Source organism: Streptomyces sp. WM6372 (assembly GCF_001279655.1).
Lineage (GTDB): Bacteria > Actinomycetota > Actinomycetes > Streptomycetales > Streptomycetaceae > Streptomyces.
On sequence record NZ_LGDB01000209.1, the window covers coordinates 42,599 to 63,023 of the forward strand.

Below are 20,425 nucleotides of genomic sequence, written 5' to 3' on the forward strand. Positions count from 1 at the left end.
ATGACCCAGACCGAGATGTCCGAGGAACTGTTCTCCCTGCCCGCCTCGTTCGGGCAGAAGCGGATGTGGCTGCTGGAGCAGGCGGGCAGCGGGACCGCCCTCTACGCGATGCGCGCCGCCCTGCGGCTGCGCGGCCCGCTGGACCACGGGGCGCTGGAGCGGGCCCTGACCGAGGTGGTCGCCCGGCACGAGGTGCTGCGGAGCGTGCTGCGGCTGGACGGCAACGACATCGCGCAGGTGGTGCGGGCCCCCGGCCCGGTGGCCCTGCCCGTCGTGGACGTGCCCGGCGGCCCGGATGCGGCCGTGGCCCTGGCCGCGGAGCTCAGCCGGGAGCCCTTCGACCTGGCCGCCGGCCCGCTGCTGCGCTGCACGCTGCTGCGGCTGGCCGACGAAGACCACGTACTGCTGGCGCTGGTCCACCACAGCGTCTGCGACGGCATGTCGCTGGGCGTGCTGCTGCGCGAGCTGACGGCCCTGTACGAGCCCTGCCTGCACGGCACCCCGCACCCGCTGGAGGAACTGCCGCTCCAGTACGCGGACTACGCCGTCTGGCTGCGCGAGCAGGTGGCCTCCGGCGCCCTGGAGGAGCAGCTGGCCTACTGGGGAGAGCGGCTCGCCGGGGTGCGCGAGCTGCGGCTGCCCGCGGACCTGCCGCGCCCCGCGGTGCGGGCGTGGTCGGCGGTGTCGGCGCCGGTGAAGGCGGCGGCGCCGGTGGTGCGCCAGCTGCGGCTGACCGCCCCCGGCGGCGGGGTGACCGCCTCCATGGTCGCCCTGGCCGCGTACGCGGTGGTGCTGTCGCGGTGGAGCGGGCAGAGCGACCTGGTGGTGGGCCTGCCCGTGGCCGGGCGGCCCGAGGTGGACCTCGAACCGCTGGTCGGATTCTTCGTGAACACCCTTCCGATCCGCGTCGACCTGTCCGGGGACCCGTCCTTCGGCGAGCTGCTGGCCCAGGTCCGGGACCGGTGCGTGGAGGCGTACTCCCGGGCCGACGTGCCGTTCGAGCTGATGGTGGAGCGGGCGCACCCGGACCGGCGGGCCGGCCGGCTGCCGCTCGCGCAGACGCTGCTGAACGTGCAGCAGTCCGTACCGCTGGGCCTGGCAGCGATCACCGGTGTGACGCTGGAGCCCGTCGAACTCCCCGACACCGCGCTGCAGTTCGACGCGGTCGCGGACCTGGTGGAGCAGGGCGACGCGGTGACCGGGCACGTGTCCCTGTCCGCGGACCTCTTCACCGCCGAGACCGCCGCCCTCGTGGCGCGCTCGCTGTCCGCGGTGCTGCGGGCCGCCTCGGCGGCTCCCGGCACCGTCTTGTCGGCGCTGCCCTGCCCGGTGGCCGACGCCCGCGCGGCCGCGGGCGGCGCCCAGGTGTCCGACGAGGCGTACGAAGAGGCCCCCGCGGCCCTCCCGGCCGGCGGCGGGAAGCCGCAGACCCCCGGCGAGCACCTGCTGGTCGCGCTGTGGCGCGAGGTGCTGGAGGTCTCCGAGGTCGGGGTCCACGACGAGTTCTACGCCCTGGGCGGGAACTCGATGCGGGCCGTGCGGATCGTGACCGCCGCCCGGGAGCAGGGGTTGGAACTTCCCCTGGACCGGATGCTCGGCCAGCACACCATCCGCGAGGTCATCGCCCACACCGAGGCCGCCACCGCGGCCGGGCAGCGCACCACCACGGCCGCTGCCGCGGCCGCCTGACAGGAGACACCCCGTGACCACCACCCAGACCCCCGCGCCCGCCACCGCCACCGCGGAACCCGCAGCAGCCGACACGCCCACCGCGCCCACCGCGCCCACCGGCAAGGACTACTCCGTACCGGTGCTGCCCGGTACGGGGGACACGGACTACGCCCGCTACATGCGGACCGACACCCTGCTGTCCCTCCAGCGCCGCCCGGAGGAGGTCATCCACCGCGACGAGCTGCTCTTCCAGGTGGTGCACCAGTCCACGGAGCTGTGGCTCAAGCTCGCCTGCCAGGAACTCACCGACAGCACCCGGCTGATCGGCGAGGGCGCCTTCGACACGGCCGTACGGCTCCTGGAGCGGGCCCGGCTCGGCGTGCGGCTGGCCACCGACCAGCTGGAGATGATGCGCCGGCTCTCGCCCTGGGACTTCCAGACGATCCGCACCGTCCTGGGCCACGGCTCCGGCTTCGAATCCCCCGGCTGGGCGGCCGCGCGCCGCGCCACCGCCCTGCTCGGCGAGGCCTTCGACCGCGTCGTCGACGAGCGGGGGATCGACCTCGCCGAGGTCTACCGCACGCAGCCCGACACTCCCGTGCACCGCCTCGCCGAGGCCCTGATCGGCTGGGACGAGGGGATCTCCCTGTGGCGGGTGGAGCACTGCAAGATGGCGCTCCGCCTGCTGGGCGAGGACGTCCTGGGCACCAAGGGCATCCCCATCGGCGTGCTGACCAAGCTGATCGGCCACCAGTTCTTCCCGCGCCTGTGGCTCGTGCGCACCGAGCTCACCCGCACCGGCCCGATGGGCGACGCCGCCCCGGCCACCACCCCGGCTCCGACCCCCGCGGCCCCGTCCCCGGCGGCCCCGCTCCCCGAGGAGAACGCCCGCACATGAAAGCCCTCACCGACTGGCTCGCAGCGCCCGAGCCGGACCGTTTCCCCTACGCCGGCGTGGTCGCGGCCTACCGGGAGGGCGGCAAGCACTTCGTCTCCGACCCGCTGCTGGCCCTGCTGGACCGGGCGCGCGGGGAGCTGACCGCCGCGCCCGCCCCGGCCGGGGCCGGGCAGGAGGCCGCGCGCGAGGTGCTGGACCGGTTCCTGGACACCGCCCTCGACAAGTACGACGGCCGCTACGACTACCCCACCTACACCGCGCTGTCCCTGCTGGCCCCGCCCGCCGGGGCCGGCCCCGAGGAGATACGCGGGCACCGCGACCGGCTCGTCGTGCACCTCCTCGGCGACCTCGCCCGCTTCGAACTGGCCGCCGTGGCCGGGGAGACCGCGCTCCTGCCGGAGCTGCGCCCGTCCCCGCTGCTGGTCGGCAAGCGCCACCGGCTGGCGCTGCGGGTGGCCGCCCCGGCGCTGGCCCGCCTCGGGCTGCCCGGCCCCGTACCGGGCGAGGAGCCCGGGAAGGCGGCGCGCCGGCTGTGGGAGACGGCCGACGCCTCGATGACCGGGCGGGAGCGGCTGGTGCTGGACCTGAGCATGCTGCCGGTGCACGTCACGCACGACGAGTACCTGTTCATCCGCGTGCTCCAGGCCTTCGAAGCCACCTTCACCCTGCTGGCGGCCGAACTGCGGTCGGCGATCGAGTCCCTCGACGCGGGCCGCGGACCGGCCGCCGCGGACCGGCTGCGCCGCGCGGCGACCGCCCTGACGGAGTCCGCGCCGCTGTTCTCGCTGCTCGCCACCATGCAGGCCGAAGCCTTCCGGGTGTTCCGGGAGTTCACCGAGGGGGCCAGCGCCATCCAGTCGCGCTCGTACAAGCTGGTGGAGTCCCTGTGCCGGACCCCGGACGCCGAGCGGCTCCACTCGCACGCCTACCGCTCCGTGCCCGAGGTCCGCGAACAGGTGCTGGCCGGGCAGCGGACCCTGGACGACGCGTACGCGGAGGCCCTGGCCGGGCCGCGCGCCGGACGCGGCCGCGTGCTCCCGGCGGCCGCCGCGATGGAGGAGTTCGCCTCCGCGCTGCGCCGCTGGCGCCAGACCCACTACCGGCTCGCCGTACGGATGCTGGGCAGCCGCAGCGGCACCGGATACACGGAGGGGACCCCCTACCTCGGTGAGGTGCGGAAGATCCCCGTGTTCGACTCCGTGCACCGCGCTCAGGAGTCGGAAGCCACCTCCGCGGCCTGATCCGTGGCCTCCCGCTCCGGGATGGCGCGCAGCGTGCGTACGGACCGGCCGGCGATCGGCGCGATCGAGAGCAGCAGCAGGACCGGTGCGACGGCGAGGGCGGTACGGGCCCCCGCGTACTGGGTGAGCAGCCCGGCGCAGGTGGTGCCCAGCGTGAGCATCCCGAAGCTGATGAGCCGGTAGGTGGCGGTCATCCGGGCGTACAGGTGCGGGGCGGTGAGCCGCTGCCGCATGGTCACCGCGATCACGCTGCCCGCGGAGGCCCCTCCGGTGCCCAGCAGGTAGGCGAGTGCGCTCACGGGCAGGTCGGCGCCGCCGCCGTCGGCGGTGAGCAGCAGCAGGTAGGGCGTGGTCGAGAAGGCCAGGACGGTCAGGAAGGCCGGTCCGAAGCCGAGGCGGCGCAGCAGCTGCGGGGCGGTGAGCGCCCCGGCCACGGCGCCGAGCCCGCCGGCGACCATGACGAGCCCGAAGTCGGCGCTGTCGTGGCCGAGTTCGCGGACGAAGCGCATCAGGAAGGCCAGGTTGAGCAGGGCGATGCCCGCGTTGTAGATGCCTGCGTGGACGGCGACGGCGCGCAGCGGCGGGTTGTCCAGGACCGAGCGCAGCCCCTCCCCCAGTTCCCGGCGCAGGTCGCGGGGGGCGGCGGAGCGGACGGTCTTCTCCCGGTGGCGTACGAGCATCAGGGCGCTGGCGGAGGCCAGGTAGGACAGGGCGTCGAAGACGAGGGTGGCGGCGGGGCCGAAGAGCGCGGCGAGCCAGCCGGCGAGGCCGGGCCCGGCGGTGCCGCCGACGGCCTGGTTGGCCGTCACCAGGCTGTTGGCGGCGGGGAGCTGGGCGGCCGGCAGCAGCCGCGGCAGGTAGGCGGTGGCGGCGATGTCGTACACCGCGCTGAGGGAGCCGCCGAGCAGGGCGATCAGCCACACGTGCCACAGGGCGAGGCCGTCGAGAAGGGCGAGGACGGGGACGGCCAGGACGAGGGCGAAGCGGGCGAGGTCGGCGGCGATCATCACGGGGCGGGCGGGCCGGCGGTCCAGCCAGACCCCGGCGAACAGCGGCAGCAGGAAGAACGGCGCCATGTAGAGGGTCTGGAGCAGGCCGACCTGGGTGCCGCTGGCGTGCAGGCCGGTGACCATCAGCAGCGGCAGCACGAACTCCGTGATCTTGGAGCCGAACTGGGAGACGGCGTCCCCCGCCCACAGGGCCCGGTAGTCGCGGGTGGTGCGCAGCGGGTGGCGGGGGCGGGCCGTCCCGGGGCCGGTCTCGGTGCGTGGCCCAGTGCGTGACTCGGTACCTGGCTCGGTGCTCGTCATGGTGACCTTTCCACGGGTTCTCGGCGCCCGCGGCGTTAACGGCGTTAACGCCGTTAACGCCGCGGCCACGAGACGCCGTTGACGGCGGACTGCGGGAGACCGGGGTCCGGGCACCCTGACGGACTCTCACAGCCCGTACGCGCACGGGGCAGTCGGGGAAAGTCCCGATCGAGCCGGGGACGGCGGCTGGGCCAAGGTGTGCACCGTTGACCACGGTGTGATCGAGGTGAGGTCGTTAAATGAACTGGCGAGACGTACTTTCCGGTACGGCGCAGGAACGCCCGCACGCGACGGCCTTCCGCTTCCACTCCGAGGAGCCGGGCGAGCCCGAGGCGCTCGACTGGGCCGGGCTGGACGCCCGGGCCCGGGCCGTCGCGGCGCACCTGGCGGACCTCGGGCTGGCCGGGCGCAGCGCCGTCCTGCTGTTCCCCGCCGGACTGGACTACGTGGCCGCCTTCTTCGGCTGCCTGTACGCGGGGGTCGTCGCGGTCCCCGCGTACCCGCCGAGCCGGGGTGTCCGTTCCACCGAGCGGCTCGCCGCGATCGTGCGCGACAGCGGCGCGGAGGTGGCACTGACGACCGCGGTGATCCGCGACCGGCTCGCCCCGCGCCTGGCCTCCGCCGACGGGGTGCCGCCGCTGCGGCTGGTGGCGACCGACGCGATGAGCGCCGAGGACGCGCCGACGTGGCACGCCCCGCGGATCGGCGAGGACGCCACGGCCTTCCTCCAGTACACCTCCGGCTCCACCTCGACGCCCCGCGGCGTCGTCCTCAGCCACGGCAACCTGCTGCACAACACCGCGATGATCGGCCGGGTGTTCGGGCTGGACAGCGGGATGCGCGGGGTGTCGTGGCTGCCGATGTACCACGACATGGGCCTGATCGGCTCGGTCATGGGGACCGTCCGCGCGGGCGGCACGATGTCGCTGATGGCGCCGAGCACCTTCGCCCGCGACCCGCTGCGCTGGCTGGGCGTGGTCGCCGAGGAGCGGGCGACCGTCACCGGCGGCCCCAACTTCGCCTACGACCTTGCCGTCGAACGCACCACCGAGGAGCAGCGGGCCGCCCTGGACCTATCGTCCTGGCAGGTGGCGTACAACGGGGCGGAGCCCGTCCGCCCGGCCTCGCTGCACCGCTTCGCCGAGGCCTTCGCCGTCTCCGGCTTCCGCCCCGAGGCCTTCCTGCCCTGCTACGGGCTGGCCGAGGGCTCCCTGCTGGTGACGGGCGGCCCCGCGGGTACCGGCTTCCGCACCTGCGAGCCGCCCGCCGGCTCCGGCGTGGCCGGCGAACTGGTCGCCTCCGGGGTGCTGCCGCCCGAGCAGCGGCTGGAGATCGTCGACCCGCAGACCCGGCTGCCCGTGGCCGACGGGGAGATCGGCGAGGTGTGGGTGGCCGGCCCGAGCGTGGCGCGCGGCTACTTCAACCGCACCGACGCCGTCGCGGACACCTTCGGCGCGCTCGTCGAGGGCGGTGACGGCACCGGCTTCCTGCGCACCGGCGACCTCGGCTTCCTCTCGGGCGACGGCGACGCGCGCGAGCTGTACGTGACCGGCCGCCGCAAGGACCTGATCATCGTCCGCGGCCGCAACCACTACCCGCAGGACATCGAGCTGACCGCCGAGCGCTGCTCGCCCGCGCTGCGCGGCAACGGCGGCGCCGCCTTCTCCGTCACCGGCGCCGACGGCGCCGAGCAGCTGGTCGTGGTCCAGGAGCTGATCCACGGCCACGGGCTGGCGGATCCGGCGGAGCTGGCCCGCACCGTGCAGGCCAAGGTCGCCGAGCAGCACGAGGTGCGCCCGCACGCCGTGGTCCTGATCCGTACGGCCTCGCTGCCGCGGACCTCCAGCGGCAAGGTGGCCCGGCACGCCTGCCGCGCCGCCTACCTGGCGGGCGAACTGCTGGTGACCGCCGTCCACGCCGACGAGGAGCAGCCGGCCGCCGCGGCCGGGGACGCGGCCGCCGCCGCGGAAGTGCCCGTACCGGCCGCCGGCGACCACGCGGCGGTCCTCGCCCACCTGCGGCGGGCCGCGGCCGTGCTGCTGCGGACCCGGCCCGAGGAGGTGCCCGCGGACGCCTCCCCGGCGGCCCTGGGCCTGGACTCGCTGGACTCCGTACGGCTCCTGCACCGGCTCCAGCGGGAGTTCGGGCTGGAGCTCGGCCCGGAGGAGGCCTTCTCGCTGACCCTGGCCGAACTGGCCGAGGCCATCGTCGCCGGCGCCGGCACCGTCGCCGGGGCACCGGGCACGGCTCCCGCACTGCTCGACGACGCCCCGCCCGGGGACGGCGAACTCGCGCACGGGCAGCGGGCCATGTGGTTCCTGCACCGGATGGACCCCGACAGCTCCGCCTACCACCTCGCCGCCGCCGCCGAGCTGTCCGGCGAGGTGGACGCGGCCGCGCTGCGCCGCGCGCTGGCCGCCGTCGTACGCCGCCACGCGGCCCTGCGCACCACCTTCCCCGAGGTCGGCGACGGCCCCGTGCAGCGCGTCCACGCCGTCCTGGAGCCGGAGTTCACCGCAACCGACGCGAGCGCGTGGCCCGCGGAGCGGATGCGGGCCGAGCTGACCGCGCTCGCCTACCGGCCCTTCGACGTGGAGGCGGGTCCGCTGCTGCGGGTGGCCCTGCTGCGCTGCGGGCCCGGCCGCCACCGGCTGGTCGTCTCCCTGCACCACCTGGTCTGCGACCTGTGGTCCCTGGAGGTCCTGCTGCGGGAGCTCGGCGCGCACTACCGGGCCGAGACCGGCGGCCCCGCCCCCGACGCGCGGGCCGTGCCCGGGTTCGGCGCGGCCGTGCGCCGCCAGGCCGGACGGCTCGCCGGGGCGGAGGGCGAGCGGCTGTGGGAGTTCTGGCAGCGCGAGCTGGAGGGCGCCCCGACCGTACTGGAACTGCCCGCCGACCACGTCCGCCCGGCCCGCCGGCGCGCCCCGGCCGGGGTGCGGCGCTTCCGGCTGGAGCCCGGGACCGCCGCCGCGCTGGGCGCCCTCGCCCGCGCCGAGGGGACCACCCTCTACACGGTCCTGCTGAGCGCGTACCAGCTGATGCTGGGCCGGACGGCCGGGCAGGCGAGCCTGCTCGTGGGCTCCCCCGTACACGGCCGGGAGCACGCCGACACGGCGGAGGTGGTCGGGCCGTTCCTCAACACCGCGGTGCTGCGCGCCGATCTGGTGCCGGGCGAGTCGTTCACCGCCCTGCTGCGGCGGGCCGCGCGGAGCGTACCGGCCGCCCTGCGGCACAGCGCGATGCCGCTGTCGCTGCTGGTCGAGCGGAGCCGGGTGGCGCGCGACACGAGCCGCACCCCGCTGGTGCAGGCGCTGTTCACGCTCCAGTCGGGCCCCCTGGCGGCGTTCGTCCTGGGCGATCCCGCCTCCCGGTTCGACCTGGGCGGGCTGGAGATGCGGCCGGTGCCGCTGGACCAGCCGCACGCCCAGATGGACCTCCAGCTGACCTTCGCCGAGGTGGACGGCACGCTCAGCGGGCTGCTCCAGTTCGACCGCGCCCTGTTCGAGGACGCCACGGCCGAGCGGATGGCCGCCGGGCTGTGCGCCCTGCTGGACGCCGTCGCCACGGACCCGGAGCGCCCCGCCGCCCTGCTGCCGCTGATGCCCGCCGCCGAGCGGGCCGCCGTCCTGCACGGCCGCAACGACACGTCCGTGCCGGGGACTTCGGACGTCCCGGTGCACGAGCTGGTGGCCGCGCAGGCCGCCCGGACGCCCGACGCGCCCGCCCTGGCCTTCGACGACACCGAGTACGCGCTCGGCCCGGCCGGGCCCGCCCCGGACGCGGACCGGGTGCGCGCCACCCGGACGCTGAGCTACCGGGAGCTGGACGCGGCCGTGAACCGGCTCGCCCGGCTGCTGCTCGCGCGGGGGCTGCGGGCCGAGGAGACCGTGGCCGTGCGGCTGCCGCACGACGAGACGACGGTCGTGGCGATGCTCGCGGTGCTGCGGGCGGGCGGCAGCTACCTGCCGGTCGATCCGCACCTGCCGGCCGAGCGGATCGCGTACCTGCTGGCCGACAGCGGCGCCCGCATCGTGCTCACCGACTCGTCCGTGCTCACCGACTCGTCCGTGGACACGGCCGGTACGGGCGATACCGCCGGTGCGGGCGATACCGCCGGTGCGGCCGGCACGGCCGGTGAGCCCGGCGCGGCCGAAGCCCCCGCGGCCGGACCGGTCCGGCTCCTCCTCGACGAGCTCGCCGGGGAACTCGCCGCGCTGCCCGCCTCCCCGCCGCCCGGCGTCCGCGTACGCCCCGACCAGGCGGCGTACGTGCTCTACACCTCCGGCTCGACCGGCCGCCCCAAGGGGGTGCAGGTCCCGCACGGGGCCCTGGCCAACTTCCTCGCCGCCATGGTCCGGCTGCTGGGGCCCGCCGAGGGCGGCCGGCTGCTCGCCGTGACCACCTTCTCCTTCGACATCTCCGCCCTGGAGGCCTACCTCCCGCTGATCACCGGCGGCTGCTCCCACATCGCGGCGCGCAGGATCGCGGCCGCCGGGGAACAGCTGCGGGTGCGGCTGGAGTCCGGCGCCTTCTCGATGATGCAGGCCACCCCCGCGACCTGGCGGCTGCTGTGCGAGGCGGGCTGGACCGGCACCCCGGGCCTGGCGATGGCCAGCGGCGGCGAGGCCCTCTCCCCCGGACTGGCCCGCACGCTGCTGTCCTTCGGTACGGGCACCCTGTGGAACCTGTACGGGCCGACCGAGACCACCGTGTGGTCGACCGGCACGCAGGTCACCGCGGTGCCGGGGGCCGCCACCCCGCTGGGCGCGCCCATCGCCAACACGCAGGTGTACGTGCTCGACGCGGCGCTGGAGCCGGTACCCGCCGGCGCGGCCGGCGAGCTGCTGATCGGCGGCGCCGGGCTGGCCCGCGGCTACCTGGGCCGGCCGGGCCTGACGGCGGCGGCGTTCGTGCCGGACCCGTACGGGGAGACCCCCGGCGTCCGCCTGTACCGGACCGGAGACCTGGCGCGGACCACCGCGGACGGCCGGACCGAGCTGCTCGGGCGGGTCGACAACCAGGTCAAGGTCAACGGCCACCGGATCGAACTGGGCGAGATCGACGCCGCGCTCAGCCGGCTGCCGGCGCTGAGCCAGGGCGTGACCGTGGTGCACCGGTCCGCGCCGGACGCCCCGGCGGTGCTGGTCGCGTACGTCCGCCCGGACCGCAGCGGCGGCGGAGCGGGCGGCGGGGACTTCGACGAGCACGCCACCACCCGCGCCGTGCGCGAGGAGCTGGCGCGGGTGCTGCCCGCCTACATGGTGCCCGCCCGGTTCGTGTGGGTGGACGGCTTCCCGCTCGGCACCAGCGGCAAGGTGGACCGGGCGGCGCTCAAGCCGCCCGCGCCGGAGCAGGACGCGCCCCGCGACGAGCCGGCCACGGCGACCGAGCGGGAGCTGGCGGGGATCCTCGCCGAGCTCCTCGGCACCGGGGCGATCGGCCGCACCGACAACCTCTTCGACCACGGCGCCCACTCCCTGCTGATGTCCCGCTTCGCGGTGCGGGTGCGGGAGTCGCTGGGGGCGCAGCTGCCGCTGCGGGTGATGTTCGAGACGCCGACGCTGGAGCACCTGGCGGCGGCGGTGGACGCCCTCGCCACGGCGGACGCGCCGCCGCAGCCGGGCGGCGGGGCGGGCCGGATCACCCGGATCGACCGCACCCGCCAGGTCAGCCTCGTCGCGCCGGGAGCGGCGCCGGGCGGGGGCAAGGACGCGCTGCGGGCCCTGCGGGCCGCACGCCGGATCGGCAGCCAGAGCGGCTCATGACGTACGTGGAGAATCCGATGGCCCTGATGCACCCCGAGCAGATCATGTTCCCGGCGACGCACGCCCAGCAGCGGATCATGATCATCGAGCAGCTGTACCCGGGCGGCTCCGCCTATCACGTGCCCTTCGCGGTACGGCTGCGCGGACCGCTCGACACCACCGCCCTGACCGGCGCCGTCCGCGAGGTGGTGCGCCGGCACGAGTCGCTGCGCACCGTCTTCCGCACGGTCGACGGGGTCCTCGGCCAGATCGTCGAGGAGGACCACCTCGTCGGGGTGCCGGTGCGGGACCTGACCGGCCACGCGGCCGCGGCCGACGCCGAGGCGCTGGCCGCCCTGGTGGCCGAGGCGGCCGCCCGCCCCTTCGACCTCACGGGACGGCTGCTGCGCGTCGAGCTGCTGCGGCTGGCCGCCGAGGACCACGTCCTGGCCGTCACCATGCACCACCTGGTCTCCGACAGCTGGTCCTGCGGGATCTTCGTCGGCGAACTGGCCGCCGCCTACCCGGTGCTGCGGGCCGGCGGGCGGCCGGAGCTGCCCGAGCCGGAGGTGCAGTACGTCGACTACGCGGCCTGGCACCGCGAGCAGCTCGACGGGGCGCGGACCGGGGAGCTGCTCGGCTACTGGCGCGAGCGGCTCGCCGGGATGCAGCCGGTGCTGGAGCTGCCCGCCGACCGGCCGCGGCCCCCCGTGCAGTCCTACCGCGGGGCGACCCTTCCCGTACGGCTGTCCCCGCGGACCTCGGCCGCCGTCCGGCAGACGGCCCGCGCCCTCGGGGTCACCCCGTTCACCGCCCTGCTGGCCGCCTTCCACGCGGCGGTGGGCCGCTGGACCGGCGGCGAGGACATCACCGTCAGCAGCGGGGTCGCCAACCGCACCCCGCAGGTGGAGCAGGTCATCGGCTGCTTCATCAACGTGCTGCTGCTGCGGGCCTCGCTGGCCGGTGACCCCAGCTTCGCCGAACTGGCCGCGCAGGTGGGCGAGACCGTACTGGACGGCCTCCAGCACCAGGACCTGCCCTTCGACCGGCTCGTGGAGGAACTCGCTCCCAAGCGGGACCTGAGCCACCAGCCGCTGGCGCAGGTGATGTTCCTGCTGCAGAGCGCGCCGCTGCCGGACGTGGCGCTGGACGGCCTGGAGCTGTCGACCGTCCCGGTCCGCCGCAAGGCCACCCACCTGGACCTCAACGTGCAGCTGTGGGACTCCGGGGAGTGCTTCGAGGGGGTCGTCGACTACAGCACCGACCTCTTCGACGAGGCCACCGTCGCCCGGATGTGGACCCAGTACGAGACCCTCCTGGCGGCGGCCGCGGCCCGCCCCGGGGACCGGATCGGGGAACTGCCGCTGCTGCGCCCCGAGGACGAGCACACCCTGCTCACCGAGTGGAACCGGACCGCCGCCGAGGTCCCCGCGGAGCTCACCGCGGCCCTGGTCGAGGCCCGCGCGGCCGCCCACCCGCACGCCCCGGCCGTGGTCGGCGACGCGGGCACCCTCACGTACGGCGAGCTGAACGAGGCCGCCAACCGGCTGGCCCGGCTGCTGATCGAGCGCGGCGCGGGCCCCGAGCGGACGGTGGCGCTGATGCTGCCGCGCTCGGCCGAGACGGTGACGGCCGTGCTGGCCGTCCTCAAGTCCGGTGCCGCGTACGTCCCGGTGGACCCGGTGCTGCCGCCCGACCGGATCGCGTACCTGCTCTCCGACGCGGCGCCGTCGGCCGTGCTCACCACCACGGCCGTCCCCGCGGCGGCGACGGGCGCGGCCGAGCGCCTCGACCTGGACGCGCCCGGCACCCGGGCCGCGCTGGCCCGCTGCGCCGCCGGCGACGTCACCGACGCCGACCGGCGGGCCCCGCTGCGCCCCGACCACCTGGCGTACGCCATCTACACCTCGGGCTCGACCGGAAAGCCCAAGGGCGTCCTGATCAGCCACCGCGCGCTCGCCGACTACCTGGCCGCCTGCCGCCGGGACTACCCGGGCCTGGCCGGGTCGGCGCTGCTGCACTCGCCGGTCTCCGTCGACCTGTCGGTGACCACCCTGCTGGGGCCGCTGACCGCGGGCGGCCGGATCGTGCTGGGCGGGCTCGACGGCCGCACCGACGAACTGCCGGGCGGGGAGGGCCGGCTGTCCCTGCTGAAGGTCACGCCGAGCCACCTGCCGATCCTGCTGGGGCTGCCGGAGGCGTACTCGCCCACCGGGGACCTGGTCATCGGCGGCGAGATGCTGACCTCCGAGGTCCTCGACCAGTGGCGTGCGCGCTTCCCCGGCGCGGTGGTCACCAACGAGTACGGGCCCACCGAGGCCACCGTGGGCTGTGTCGCCCTCCGGGTGGGCCCCGGCGAGGTGCTGGCCCCGGGCCCGGTCCCGATCGGCCGGCCCATGGCCAACTCCCGCGCGTACGTGCTGGACCGCGCGCTGCGGCCGGTGCCGGTCGGGGTGGCGGGCGAGCTGTACGTGGCGGGCGCCGGGCTGGCCCGCGGCTACCACGGGCGGCCCGCGCTGACCGCCTCCGCGTTCCTGCCCGATCCCTTCGGGGAGCCCGGGCAGCGGATGTACCGCACCGGGGACCTGGCCCGCTGGACGGCCGGCGGCGGCCTGGACTACCTCGGCCGCATCGACGACCAGGTCAAGGTGCGCGGGTTCCGCATCGAGCTCGGCGAGGTCGAGGCGGCCCTGGCGGCCCTGCCCGGGATCCGGGAGGCGGTGGTCAAGGCGGTGCGGGAGACCGGCGACACCACCCTCGCCGCCTACTACGTACCGGAGGGCGGCGGAGAACTGCCGGTGGGCGGAGTGCGGGAGCAGCTGCGCCGGACCCTGCCCGAACACATGGTGCCCGCGCACTTCGTGGCGCTGGAGCGGCTGCCGCTCGCGGTCAGCGGCAAGGCCGACCGGGGGGCCCTGCCGCCCGTCGGCAGCGCCCGGCCGGCCCTGGACACCGGGCGGCTGGCCCCCCGTACCCCGGTGGAGTCGCTGCTGGCCGAGGTGTGGGGCAGCGTGCTCCACGTCGACGGGGTGGGCGTACGGGACGACTTCTTCGAGCTGGGCGGCTACTCGCTGGCCGCGACCCGGATCGCCGCGCTGACCGCGGAGGTGTTCGGGGTGGAGATCCCGCTGCGGGAGGTCTTCGCGGCCACCGACGTGGAGAGCCAGGCGGCCCTCGTGGAGGCGGCCGGCCGGGACCAGGGCGTGGACGTCGCGGCGATCGCGCGCCTGGCCCTGGAGATCGGCGAGCTCAGCGAGGACGAGGTGGAGGAACTGCTGGCCGGCCGGGACGGATCCGGGCCGGCGGACACGGACGCTGGAGGCGGTCGGGAATGAACGGACAGGCATGCCTGCACGAGCTCGTGCAGGACTGGGCGCGGCGGATCCCCGAGGCGCCCGCGCTGCGCTTCGAGGGCGAGCAGTGGAGTTACGGGCAGCTGAACGGGCGGGCCAACCGGCTGGCGGCGCACCTGCGCCGGATGGGCGTGGGCCGGGAGTCGGTCGTGGGCGTGCTCATGGAGCGCGGCCCGCAGCTGCCGCTGGCGATGCTCGCGATCCTCAAGGCGGGCGGGGCGTACCTGCCGATGGACCCGGCGCAGCCCGTGGACCGGCTGGGCTACCTGATGGGGGACGCGGGCTGCGAGCTGGTCGTCACCACGACCGCCCTGGCCGGGCAGGTCCCCGAGGAGGCGGCGGCGGTCTGCGTCGACGACCCGTTCACGGCGGACATGCTGACCGGGCTGTCCGCGGCCGACCCGGAGCTGCCGGCGCACCCGGACCAACTGGCGTACGTCATCTACACCTCGGGGTCGACGGGCCGCCCCAAGGGGACGCTGCTGCCGCACCGGGGAGTGGTCAACCTGACCTCGCACATGGCGCGGCAGTTCACGATCGGGCCGGGCGACCGCTGGCTCCAGCTGACCACGCCCTGTTTCGACGTGAGCGTCCTGGAGATCTTCGGGGCGCTGACCACGGGCTCCTGCCTGGTGCAGGGCTCGGCGCTGACCCTGCTCGACCCGCGGGCGCTGGGCGCCCTGATGCACGACGAGGGCGTCACGATCGGGGTGTTCACCACGGCGATCCTGCCGCTGCTGGACCCGGAGCGGTTGCCCGAGCTGCGGGTGCTCAACGTGGGCGGGGAGCAGCTGAGCCGCTTCCAGGCGGACCGCTGGTCCTCGCCGACGCGGATCGTCAACAACCAGTACGGGCCCACCGAGGCGACCGTGGCCTGTACCGAGCAGCGGCACGATCCGGAGCTGGGCCGGCCCAAGCCGCTGATCGGCGAGGCGATGCCGAACCTGGAGGCGCACGTGGTGGGCCCGGACGGCTCGGAGCGGCCGCCGGGCGAGTTCGGCGAGCTGCTGATCGGCGGCCCGTGCCTGGCGCGGGGCTACCTGGACCGGCCGGGGCTGACGGCGCTGAAGTTCGTACCGGATCCGTTCGGCGGGCACGGCGCCCGGCTGTACCGGACGGGCGACCTGGTCCGCTGGACGGTGGGGGACGACGGCCTGGAGTTCGCGGGGCGGATCGACACCCAGATCAAGCTGCACGGGCACCGCATCGAACCCGGCGAGATCGAGGAGGTCCTGCTGACGCATCCGCGGGTCAAGGACGCGGTGGTGGACCTGGTGCGGCCGCAGGAGGGCGGCGAGGGCGTGCTGACGGCCTTCGTCACCGGTACGGACACCCCCTCGCTCGCGGAGGTCCACGCGCACCTGCGCGCGGTGCTGCCGGTGTACATGCTGCCGGGGCGGGTGGTCGTGCTGGAGGAGATCCCGCTGACCCCCAACGCCAAGGTGGACCGGCGGGCGCTGGCCGCCGCGCTCTGACCCGGGGCCCGGCCCGCGGTGTGCGGGCCGGGCCCCTCGGGTGCGGGGCGGTCAGAGAGCGGGGGCCTCCTGGCCGACCCTCAGCCGGGCGTCCCACAGGAACTCGTAGAACGGCCGGTGGTGTGCGGCGAACCGCGCGAGCTCCGGGTTGTTCTCCGCGGTGTGCCGGTAGGCGGTGCGGCTCTTGGAGAAGCCGGTGCTGTTGCTGACGGCGACGTGCCAGCGGTCGGTGCGCTGCCATTCGCCGCGGGCGGTGGCGTCCCAGCTGAGCGTCTCGGGCCGGAAGGGGATGCCGACGGCGGCGCAGTAGGCGGCCATCGTGGCGGCGGGCCGCTCCACCAGGTCGTCGGAGTCGACGACCACGGGCGGCTCTCCGCCGGCGCCGAGGACGGCCAGGTACATCTCGTGCAGACCCTCGACGCCGACGTCCGAGAGCTCCATGTCGGGCTGGAGGGCGTAGAAGGAGGAGACGATCTCCTCGGGGCGGCGCAGCAGGAAGGTGTGCCGGGTCCCGGCGAGGAACTCCGTGTCGGCGAGGACCTCGGCGTAGCGGTGGTCGGTGGTGTCCTTGAAGAACACCGGCCGGTGGCGGGCGAGTTCGCCGATCGCGTCGATCAGCTCGCGTTCGGAGCGCACCACGGCGCCCTCGACCTCGGTCTCCCCGAAGTCCGCGACGTTGCAGAACGGCTCGTGCAGGGCGGTGATGTCGCCGTGCTGGAGCATCGACCGGAAGAACGCGGTCGAACGTGATCGTGGTGCCGCCCAGAGCGCTGTCGCCGGCATGTCCCCGCCTTCGTGTCCGGAAATGACCAAGGGTGCAGTGCACCGGTTCCGCCGCTGCGGCGTCCCCGGGTGCCCCACTCAACCGCGGGCCGCTCCCGGCCCGCTATCGGCCCGCTGCCGGGCCGCTCCCCCGGCCGACGGCCGGCCAATAGCGAACGAATAGCGGAACGACTGTCGGGAGATTCCCCGGCTTATGCCCGGGCGGCGCGACTGCGACCGTCGGGAGCGCAGAGTTCCGCCGAGCATGGGATCGGACGACATGAGCGATGTGATGGATCCGCTGACCCGGCCCGGCGCGCCGGGTGGGGAGGGCCCCGGTGGCAACCCTGGGGAGGGCGGCCCGCAGGAGGACGGTCCGCAGGAGGACGGTCCGCAGGAGGTGCGGGCCGCGCCGCGGCGGGGCTCGCGCTGGTGGCGCAGGCTTCGGGTGACCGCCTGGTGCCTGGCGGTACTGCTGGTGACGGTGGCCTGCGTGGCCGGCCTGGCGGCCACCCGGATGGTGCGGGCCTCGTACCCGCAGGTGTCGGGCGAGCTGACGGTGGCGGGCCTGCACGGGCCGGTGACGGTGGCCCGGGACGCCTCGGGCGTCCCCCAGATCTACGCGGGCGACCCGCACGACCTGTTCCTCGCGCAGGGGCTCGTGCACGCCCAGGACCGGTTCTGGGAGATGGACGTCCGCCGGCACATCACCTCCGGCAGCCTCGCCGAACTGTTCGGCGAGAGCCAGGTGGAGACCGACTCGCTGATCCGCACGATGGGCTGGCGGCGGGTGGCCGAGCAGGAGGTCGCCCTGCTGGACCCGCAGTCGCGGGCCAACCTCGACGCGTACGCGGCCGGGGTCAATTCCTACCTCGCCGGCCACAAGGGCGCGGACCTGGGGGTGGAGTACCCGCTGCTGAAGCTGGGCGGCCTGGACTACAGCCCGGCGCCCTGGACGCCCGCGGACTCGGTGTCCTGGCTCAAGGCCATGGCCTGGAACCTCAACGCCACCCTCTCGGACCAGGTGCGGCACGCGCTGCTGGCCGCGACCCTGACGGACGCCCAGGTCGATTCCCTCTTCCCCACGTACGACTTCTCCCGCTGGCGGCCCATCGTCTCCCCCGGCGACAGCCAGGGCACCGTGCCCGCGGCACCGGCCGCGGCGGCGGCCGCCGCCGCGGCCGGCGCGACGGCGACGGCCACCGCGACGGCCGCGTACGGGCCGATGGCGGGTGCCTCCGACGCCCTCGCCGGAGTCGACAAGGTGCTCGGGCCGCGCGGTTCGGGCATCGGCTCCAACTCGTGGGTGGTGGCCGGCAGCCGCACGACGACCGGCAAGCCGCTGCTCGCGAACGACCCGCACCTGTCCCCGTCCATGCCGGGCGTCTGGTACCAGGGCGGCCTGCACTGCACCACGACCGGCCCGGCCTGCCCGTACGACGTGTCCGGCTTCGGCTTCGCCGGGATGCCCGGGGTGATCGTCGGCCACAACGGCGACATCGGCTGGGGCGTGACCAACCTGGCCCCCGCCGACACCGACCTGTTCGTGGAGCGCATCACCGGCGGCACGTACGCCTACAAGGGCGAGCAGCGGCCGCTGGAGACCCGGCAGGAGGTCCTGAAGGTCGCGGGCGGCCCGGACCGCACCATCACCGTCCGCTCCACCGTCCACGGCCCGGTCATCTCCGACGCCTTCCCCAAGGCGAAGACGCTCGCCGCCGAGGGCCGGATCCCCGGCGTCGAGCGCGAGAGCGGCGGGGGCGCCGAGTACGCGGTCGCGATGCGGTGGAGCGCGCTGGACCCGGGCCGGACCATGGACGCGGTGTTCCAGCTGGACACCGCCAAGGACTGGGACTCCTTCCGGGCCGCGGCCGCCCTGTTCTCCTCCCCCGCGCAGAACTTGGTCTACGCCGACCGCCAGGGCCACATCGGCTACCAGGCGCCCGGCCGGATCCCGGTGCGCGGCAAGGGCGAGGGCCGCTGGCCGGTGCCCGGCTGGACCGGTGAGTACGACTGGCAGGGCTTCGTTCCCTTCGACGCGCTGCCGCGCTCCTTCGACCCGGAGTCGGGCTACATCGTCACCGCGAACAACGCGGCGGCCGGCCCGCAGTACCCGTACGACCTGACCCGCAACTGGGGCGACGGCTACCGCAGCGAGCGGATCGCGCAGCTGATCGAGAAGGCGGGCAAGCTGGACGCCGCCGCCATGCAGCGGATCCAGCTCGACGACCACAACGAGAACGCGGCCTCCCTGACCCCGTACCTGCTGGCGGTCACCCCCGGCGAGGACGCCCGGGCCGCCCAGGACCTGCTGCGCGGCTGGGACTTCGGGCAGGGTGCGGACTCGGCGCCGGCCGCGTACTTCAACGCGGTGTGGAGCAACCTGCTGAAGCTGACGTTCTACGACGAGCTCGACGGCAACAAGGCCCAGCTGCACGTCGACGGCGGCGGCCTCTGGTACGACGTCGTCCGCAAGCTGCTGGCCTCGCCGGACGACCCCTGGTGGCGCAACGCCAAGGACCCGCGCGGCCTGCGCACCCGCGACGACGTGCTGCGGGCCGCCCTGGACGACGCCGCGAAGGAGCTGTCCGGCCGGCTCGGCGCCGACCCGGCGAAGTGGCGGTGGGGCGCCCTGCACACCCTGACCCTGCGCAACGACACCCTGGGTACCGGCGGGCCCGCGCCCGTGCAGTGGCTGCTGAACCACGAGCCGGTGGAGGTCGGCGGCGGTTCGGCGACGGTCGACGCGACCGGCTGGGACGCCTCCAAGGGCTACGAGGTGAACTGGGTGCCCTCGATGCGGATGGTCGTGGACTTCGCCGACTTCGACGCCTCGCGCTGGATCAACCTGACCGGCGCCTCCGGACACGCCTTCAACGACCACTACGACGACCAGACGGAGCTGTGGCGCAGGGGCGAGACCCTCCCGTGGCCCTCCAGCCGGTCCGCGGTCACCGCCGCGACGAAGGACCGCCTGACCCTCCGCCCCGAAGGAGCGTGAGCAGACCGATGACACTCGTGACAACCCTCCCCGCGGCACCGCCGCAACCCGGCGCCCTGCCGCAAACCGAGTCCCGGCCGCAGACCGGCGTCCTGCCGCAAACCGGCGCCCTGCCGCACGGGGCCGGGCTGTGCACCTGCTGGCCGGGGGCCACCGTGTGGCTCACCGGGCTGCCGAGCGCCGGCAAGACGACGATTGCCGAGGAGCTGGCCGGACGGCTGCGCCGGGAGCACCGGCGGGTGGAGGTCCTCGACGGGGACCAGATCCGCAAGTTCCTCTCCGCCGACCTCGGTTTCTCCCGGGACGACCGCAACACCAACGTCCAGCGGATCGGCATGGTCGCCGAGGTGCTGGCCCGCAACGGGGTGCTCGTCCTGGTCCCGGTGATCGCGCCGTTCACCGACAGCCGCGAGGCGGTCCGGGCCCGGCACCGCGCCACCGCGACCCCCTACCTGGAGGTGCACGTGGCCACTCCGGTCGAGGTGTGCTCCGTACGCGACGTGAAGGGCCTGTACGCCAGGCAGGCGGCGGGCGAGATCTCCGGTCTGACCGGCGTCGACGACCCGTACGAGGCGCCGCGCGCCCCGGACCTGCGCATCGAGTCCCACACCCAGACCGTCCGCGAGTCGGCCTCGGCCCTGCACGCACTGCTCACCGAAAGGGGTCTGGCATGACGGCGACCGTCCGGGCCGCGGAGGCGGCCGGCTCGCTCTTCGCGCTGAGCCATCTCGACGCCCTCGAATCCGAAGCGGTGCACATCTTCCGCGAGGTGGCGGGTGAGTTCGAGAAGCCGGTGATCCTCTTCTCCGGCGGCAAGGACTCCATCGTCATGCTGCACCTGGCGCTCAAGGCCTTCGCGCCCGCGCCGGTGCCCTTCACGCTGCTGCACGTCGACACCGGGCACAACTTCCCCGAGGTCCTCGACTACCGCGACCGCGCGGTGGCCAAGCACAACCTGCGCCTGCACGTG

General features: G+C 75.1%; 11 protein-coding genes. 9 read left to right on the forward strand and 2 right to left on the reverse strand.

Annotated elements, in window-relative coordinates; genetic code table 11:
• Genes ADK52_RS28090 through ADK52_RS28100 form a run of 3 tightly spaced genes read left to right on the forward strand, consistent with a single transcriptional unit; the run spans position 1 to position 3,810 of the window.
• A complete protein-coding gene (locus ADK52_RS28090; protein ID WP_053692641.1) occupies positions 1-1,689 on the forward strand; it encodes a condensation domain-containing protein in 1,689 nt (562 codons plus the stop codon).
• Between the two features lie 13 nt (positions 1,690-1,702).
• A complete protein-coding gene (locus tag ADK52_RS28095; protein WP_063783954.1) occupies positions 1,703-2,569 on the forward strand; it encodes a tryptophan 2,3-dioxygenase family protein in 867 nt (288 codons plus the stop codon).
• Complete coding sequence (locus ADK52_RS28100) at positions 2,566-3,810, forward strand: tryptophan 2,3-dioxygenase family protein (RefSeq protein ID WP_053692642.1); 1,245 nt, start codon at positions 2,566-2,568, stop codon at positions 3,808-3,810. The genes ADK52_RS28095 and ADK52_RS28100 overlap by 4 nt, the downstream gene beginning before the upstream one ends.
• Here the strand turns inward: ADK52_RS28100 and ADK52_RS28105 are convergent.
• Positions 3,780-5,120, reverse strand: a complete 1,341-nt coding sequence (locus ADK52_RS28105) for an MFS transporter (RefSeq protein ID WP_053692643.1) — start codon at positions 5,118-5,120, stop codon at positions 3,780-3,782. The two genes, ADK52_RS28100 and ADK52_RS28105, sit on opposite strands and share 31 nt — an antisense overlap.
• Before the next feature lie 239 nt (positions 5,121-5,359).
• Here ADK52_RS28105 and ADK52_RS28110 point away from each other — a divergent pair, with 239 nt between their 5' ends.
• From ADK52_RS28110 to ADK52_RS28120, 3 genes are read left to right on the forward strand one after another with little or no spacing between them, the layout of a single operon-like run.
• On the forward strand, positions 5,360-10,885 hold the full coding sequence (locus ADK52_RS28110) for a non-ribosomal peptide synthetase (RefSeq protein ID WP_053692644.1): 5,526 nt from the start codon (positions 5,360-5,362) through the stop codon (positions 10,883-10,885).
• The gene (locus ADK52_RS28115) at positions 10,882-14,199 is read left to right on the forward strand and encodes a non-ribosomal peptide synthetase (protein WP_053692645.1); all 3,318 of its coding nucleotides are present in this window, start codon (positions 10,882-10,884) and stop codon (positions 14,197-14,199) included. The genes ADK52_RS28110 and ADK52_RS28115 overlap by 4 nt, the downstream gene beginning before the upstream one ends.
• Positions 14,196-15,692 carry an amino acid adenylation domain-containing protein gene (locus tag ADK52_RS28120; RefSeq protein ID WP_053692646.1) on the forward strand — a complete coding sequence of 499 codons (1,497 nt, stop codon included), beginning with the start codon at positions 14,196-14,198 and terminating at the stop codon, positions 15,690-15,692. Before ADK52_RS28115 ends, ADK52_RS28120 begins: the two co-directional genes overlap by 4 nt.
• 51 nt (positions 15,693-15,743) lie before the next feature.
• On the opposite strand, the gene ADK52_RS28125 is transcribed toward ADK52_RS28120, so the two are convergent.
• The gene (locus tag ADK52_RS28125; protein WP_053692647.1) at positions 15,744-16,475 is read right to left on the reverse strand and encodes a hypothetical protein; all 732 of its coding nucleotides are present in this window, start codon (positions 16,473-16,475) and stop codon (positions 15,744-15,746) included.
• Between the two features lie 259 nt (positions 16,476-16,734).
• On the opposite strand from ADK52_RS28125, the gene ADK52_RS28130 reads away from it, so the two are divergent.
• The 3 genes from ADK52_RS28130 to ADK52_RS28140 all read left to right on the forward strand — a co-directional run.
• Positions 16,735-19,455 carry a penicillin acylase family protein gene (locus ADK52_RS28130; RefSeq protein ID WP_234344281.1) on the forward strand — a complete coding sequence of 907 codons (2,721 nt, stop codon included), beginning with the start codon at positions 16,735-16,737 and terminating at the stop codon, positions 19,453-19,455.
• An 8-nt stretch (positions 19,456-19,463) separates the two neighbouring features.
• Positions 19,464-20,129, forward strand: a complete 666-nt coding sequence (gene cysC, locus ADK52_RS28135; protein WP_078988662.1) for an adenylyl-sulfate kinase — start codon at positions 19,464-19,466, stop codon at positions 20,127-20,129.
• Positions 20,126-20,425: phosphoadenosine phosphosulfate reductase family protein (locus ADK52_RS28140; protein WP_159046046.1), on the forward strand; the 300-nt coding region annotated here is incomplete at its 3' end. The genes cysC and ADK52_RS28140, both read left to right, overlap by 4 nt.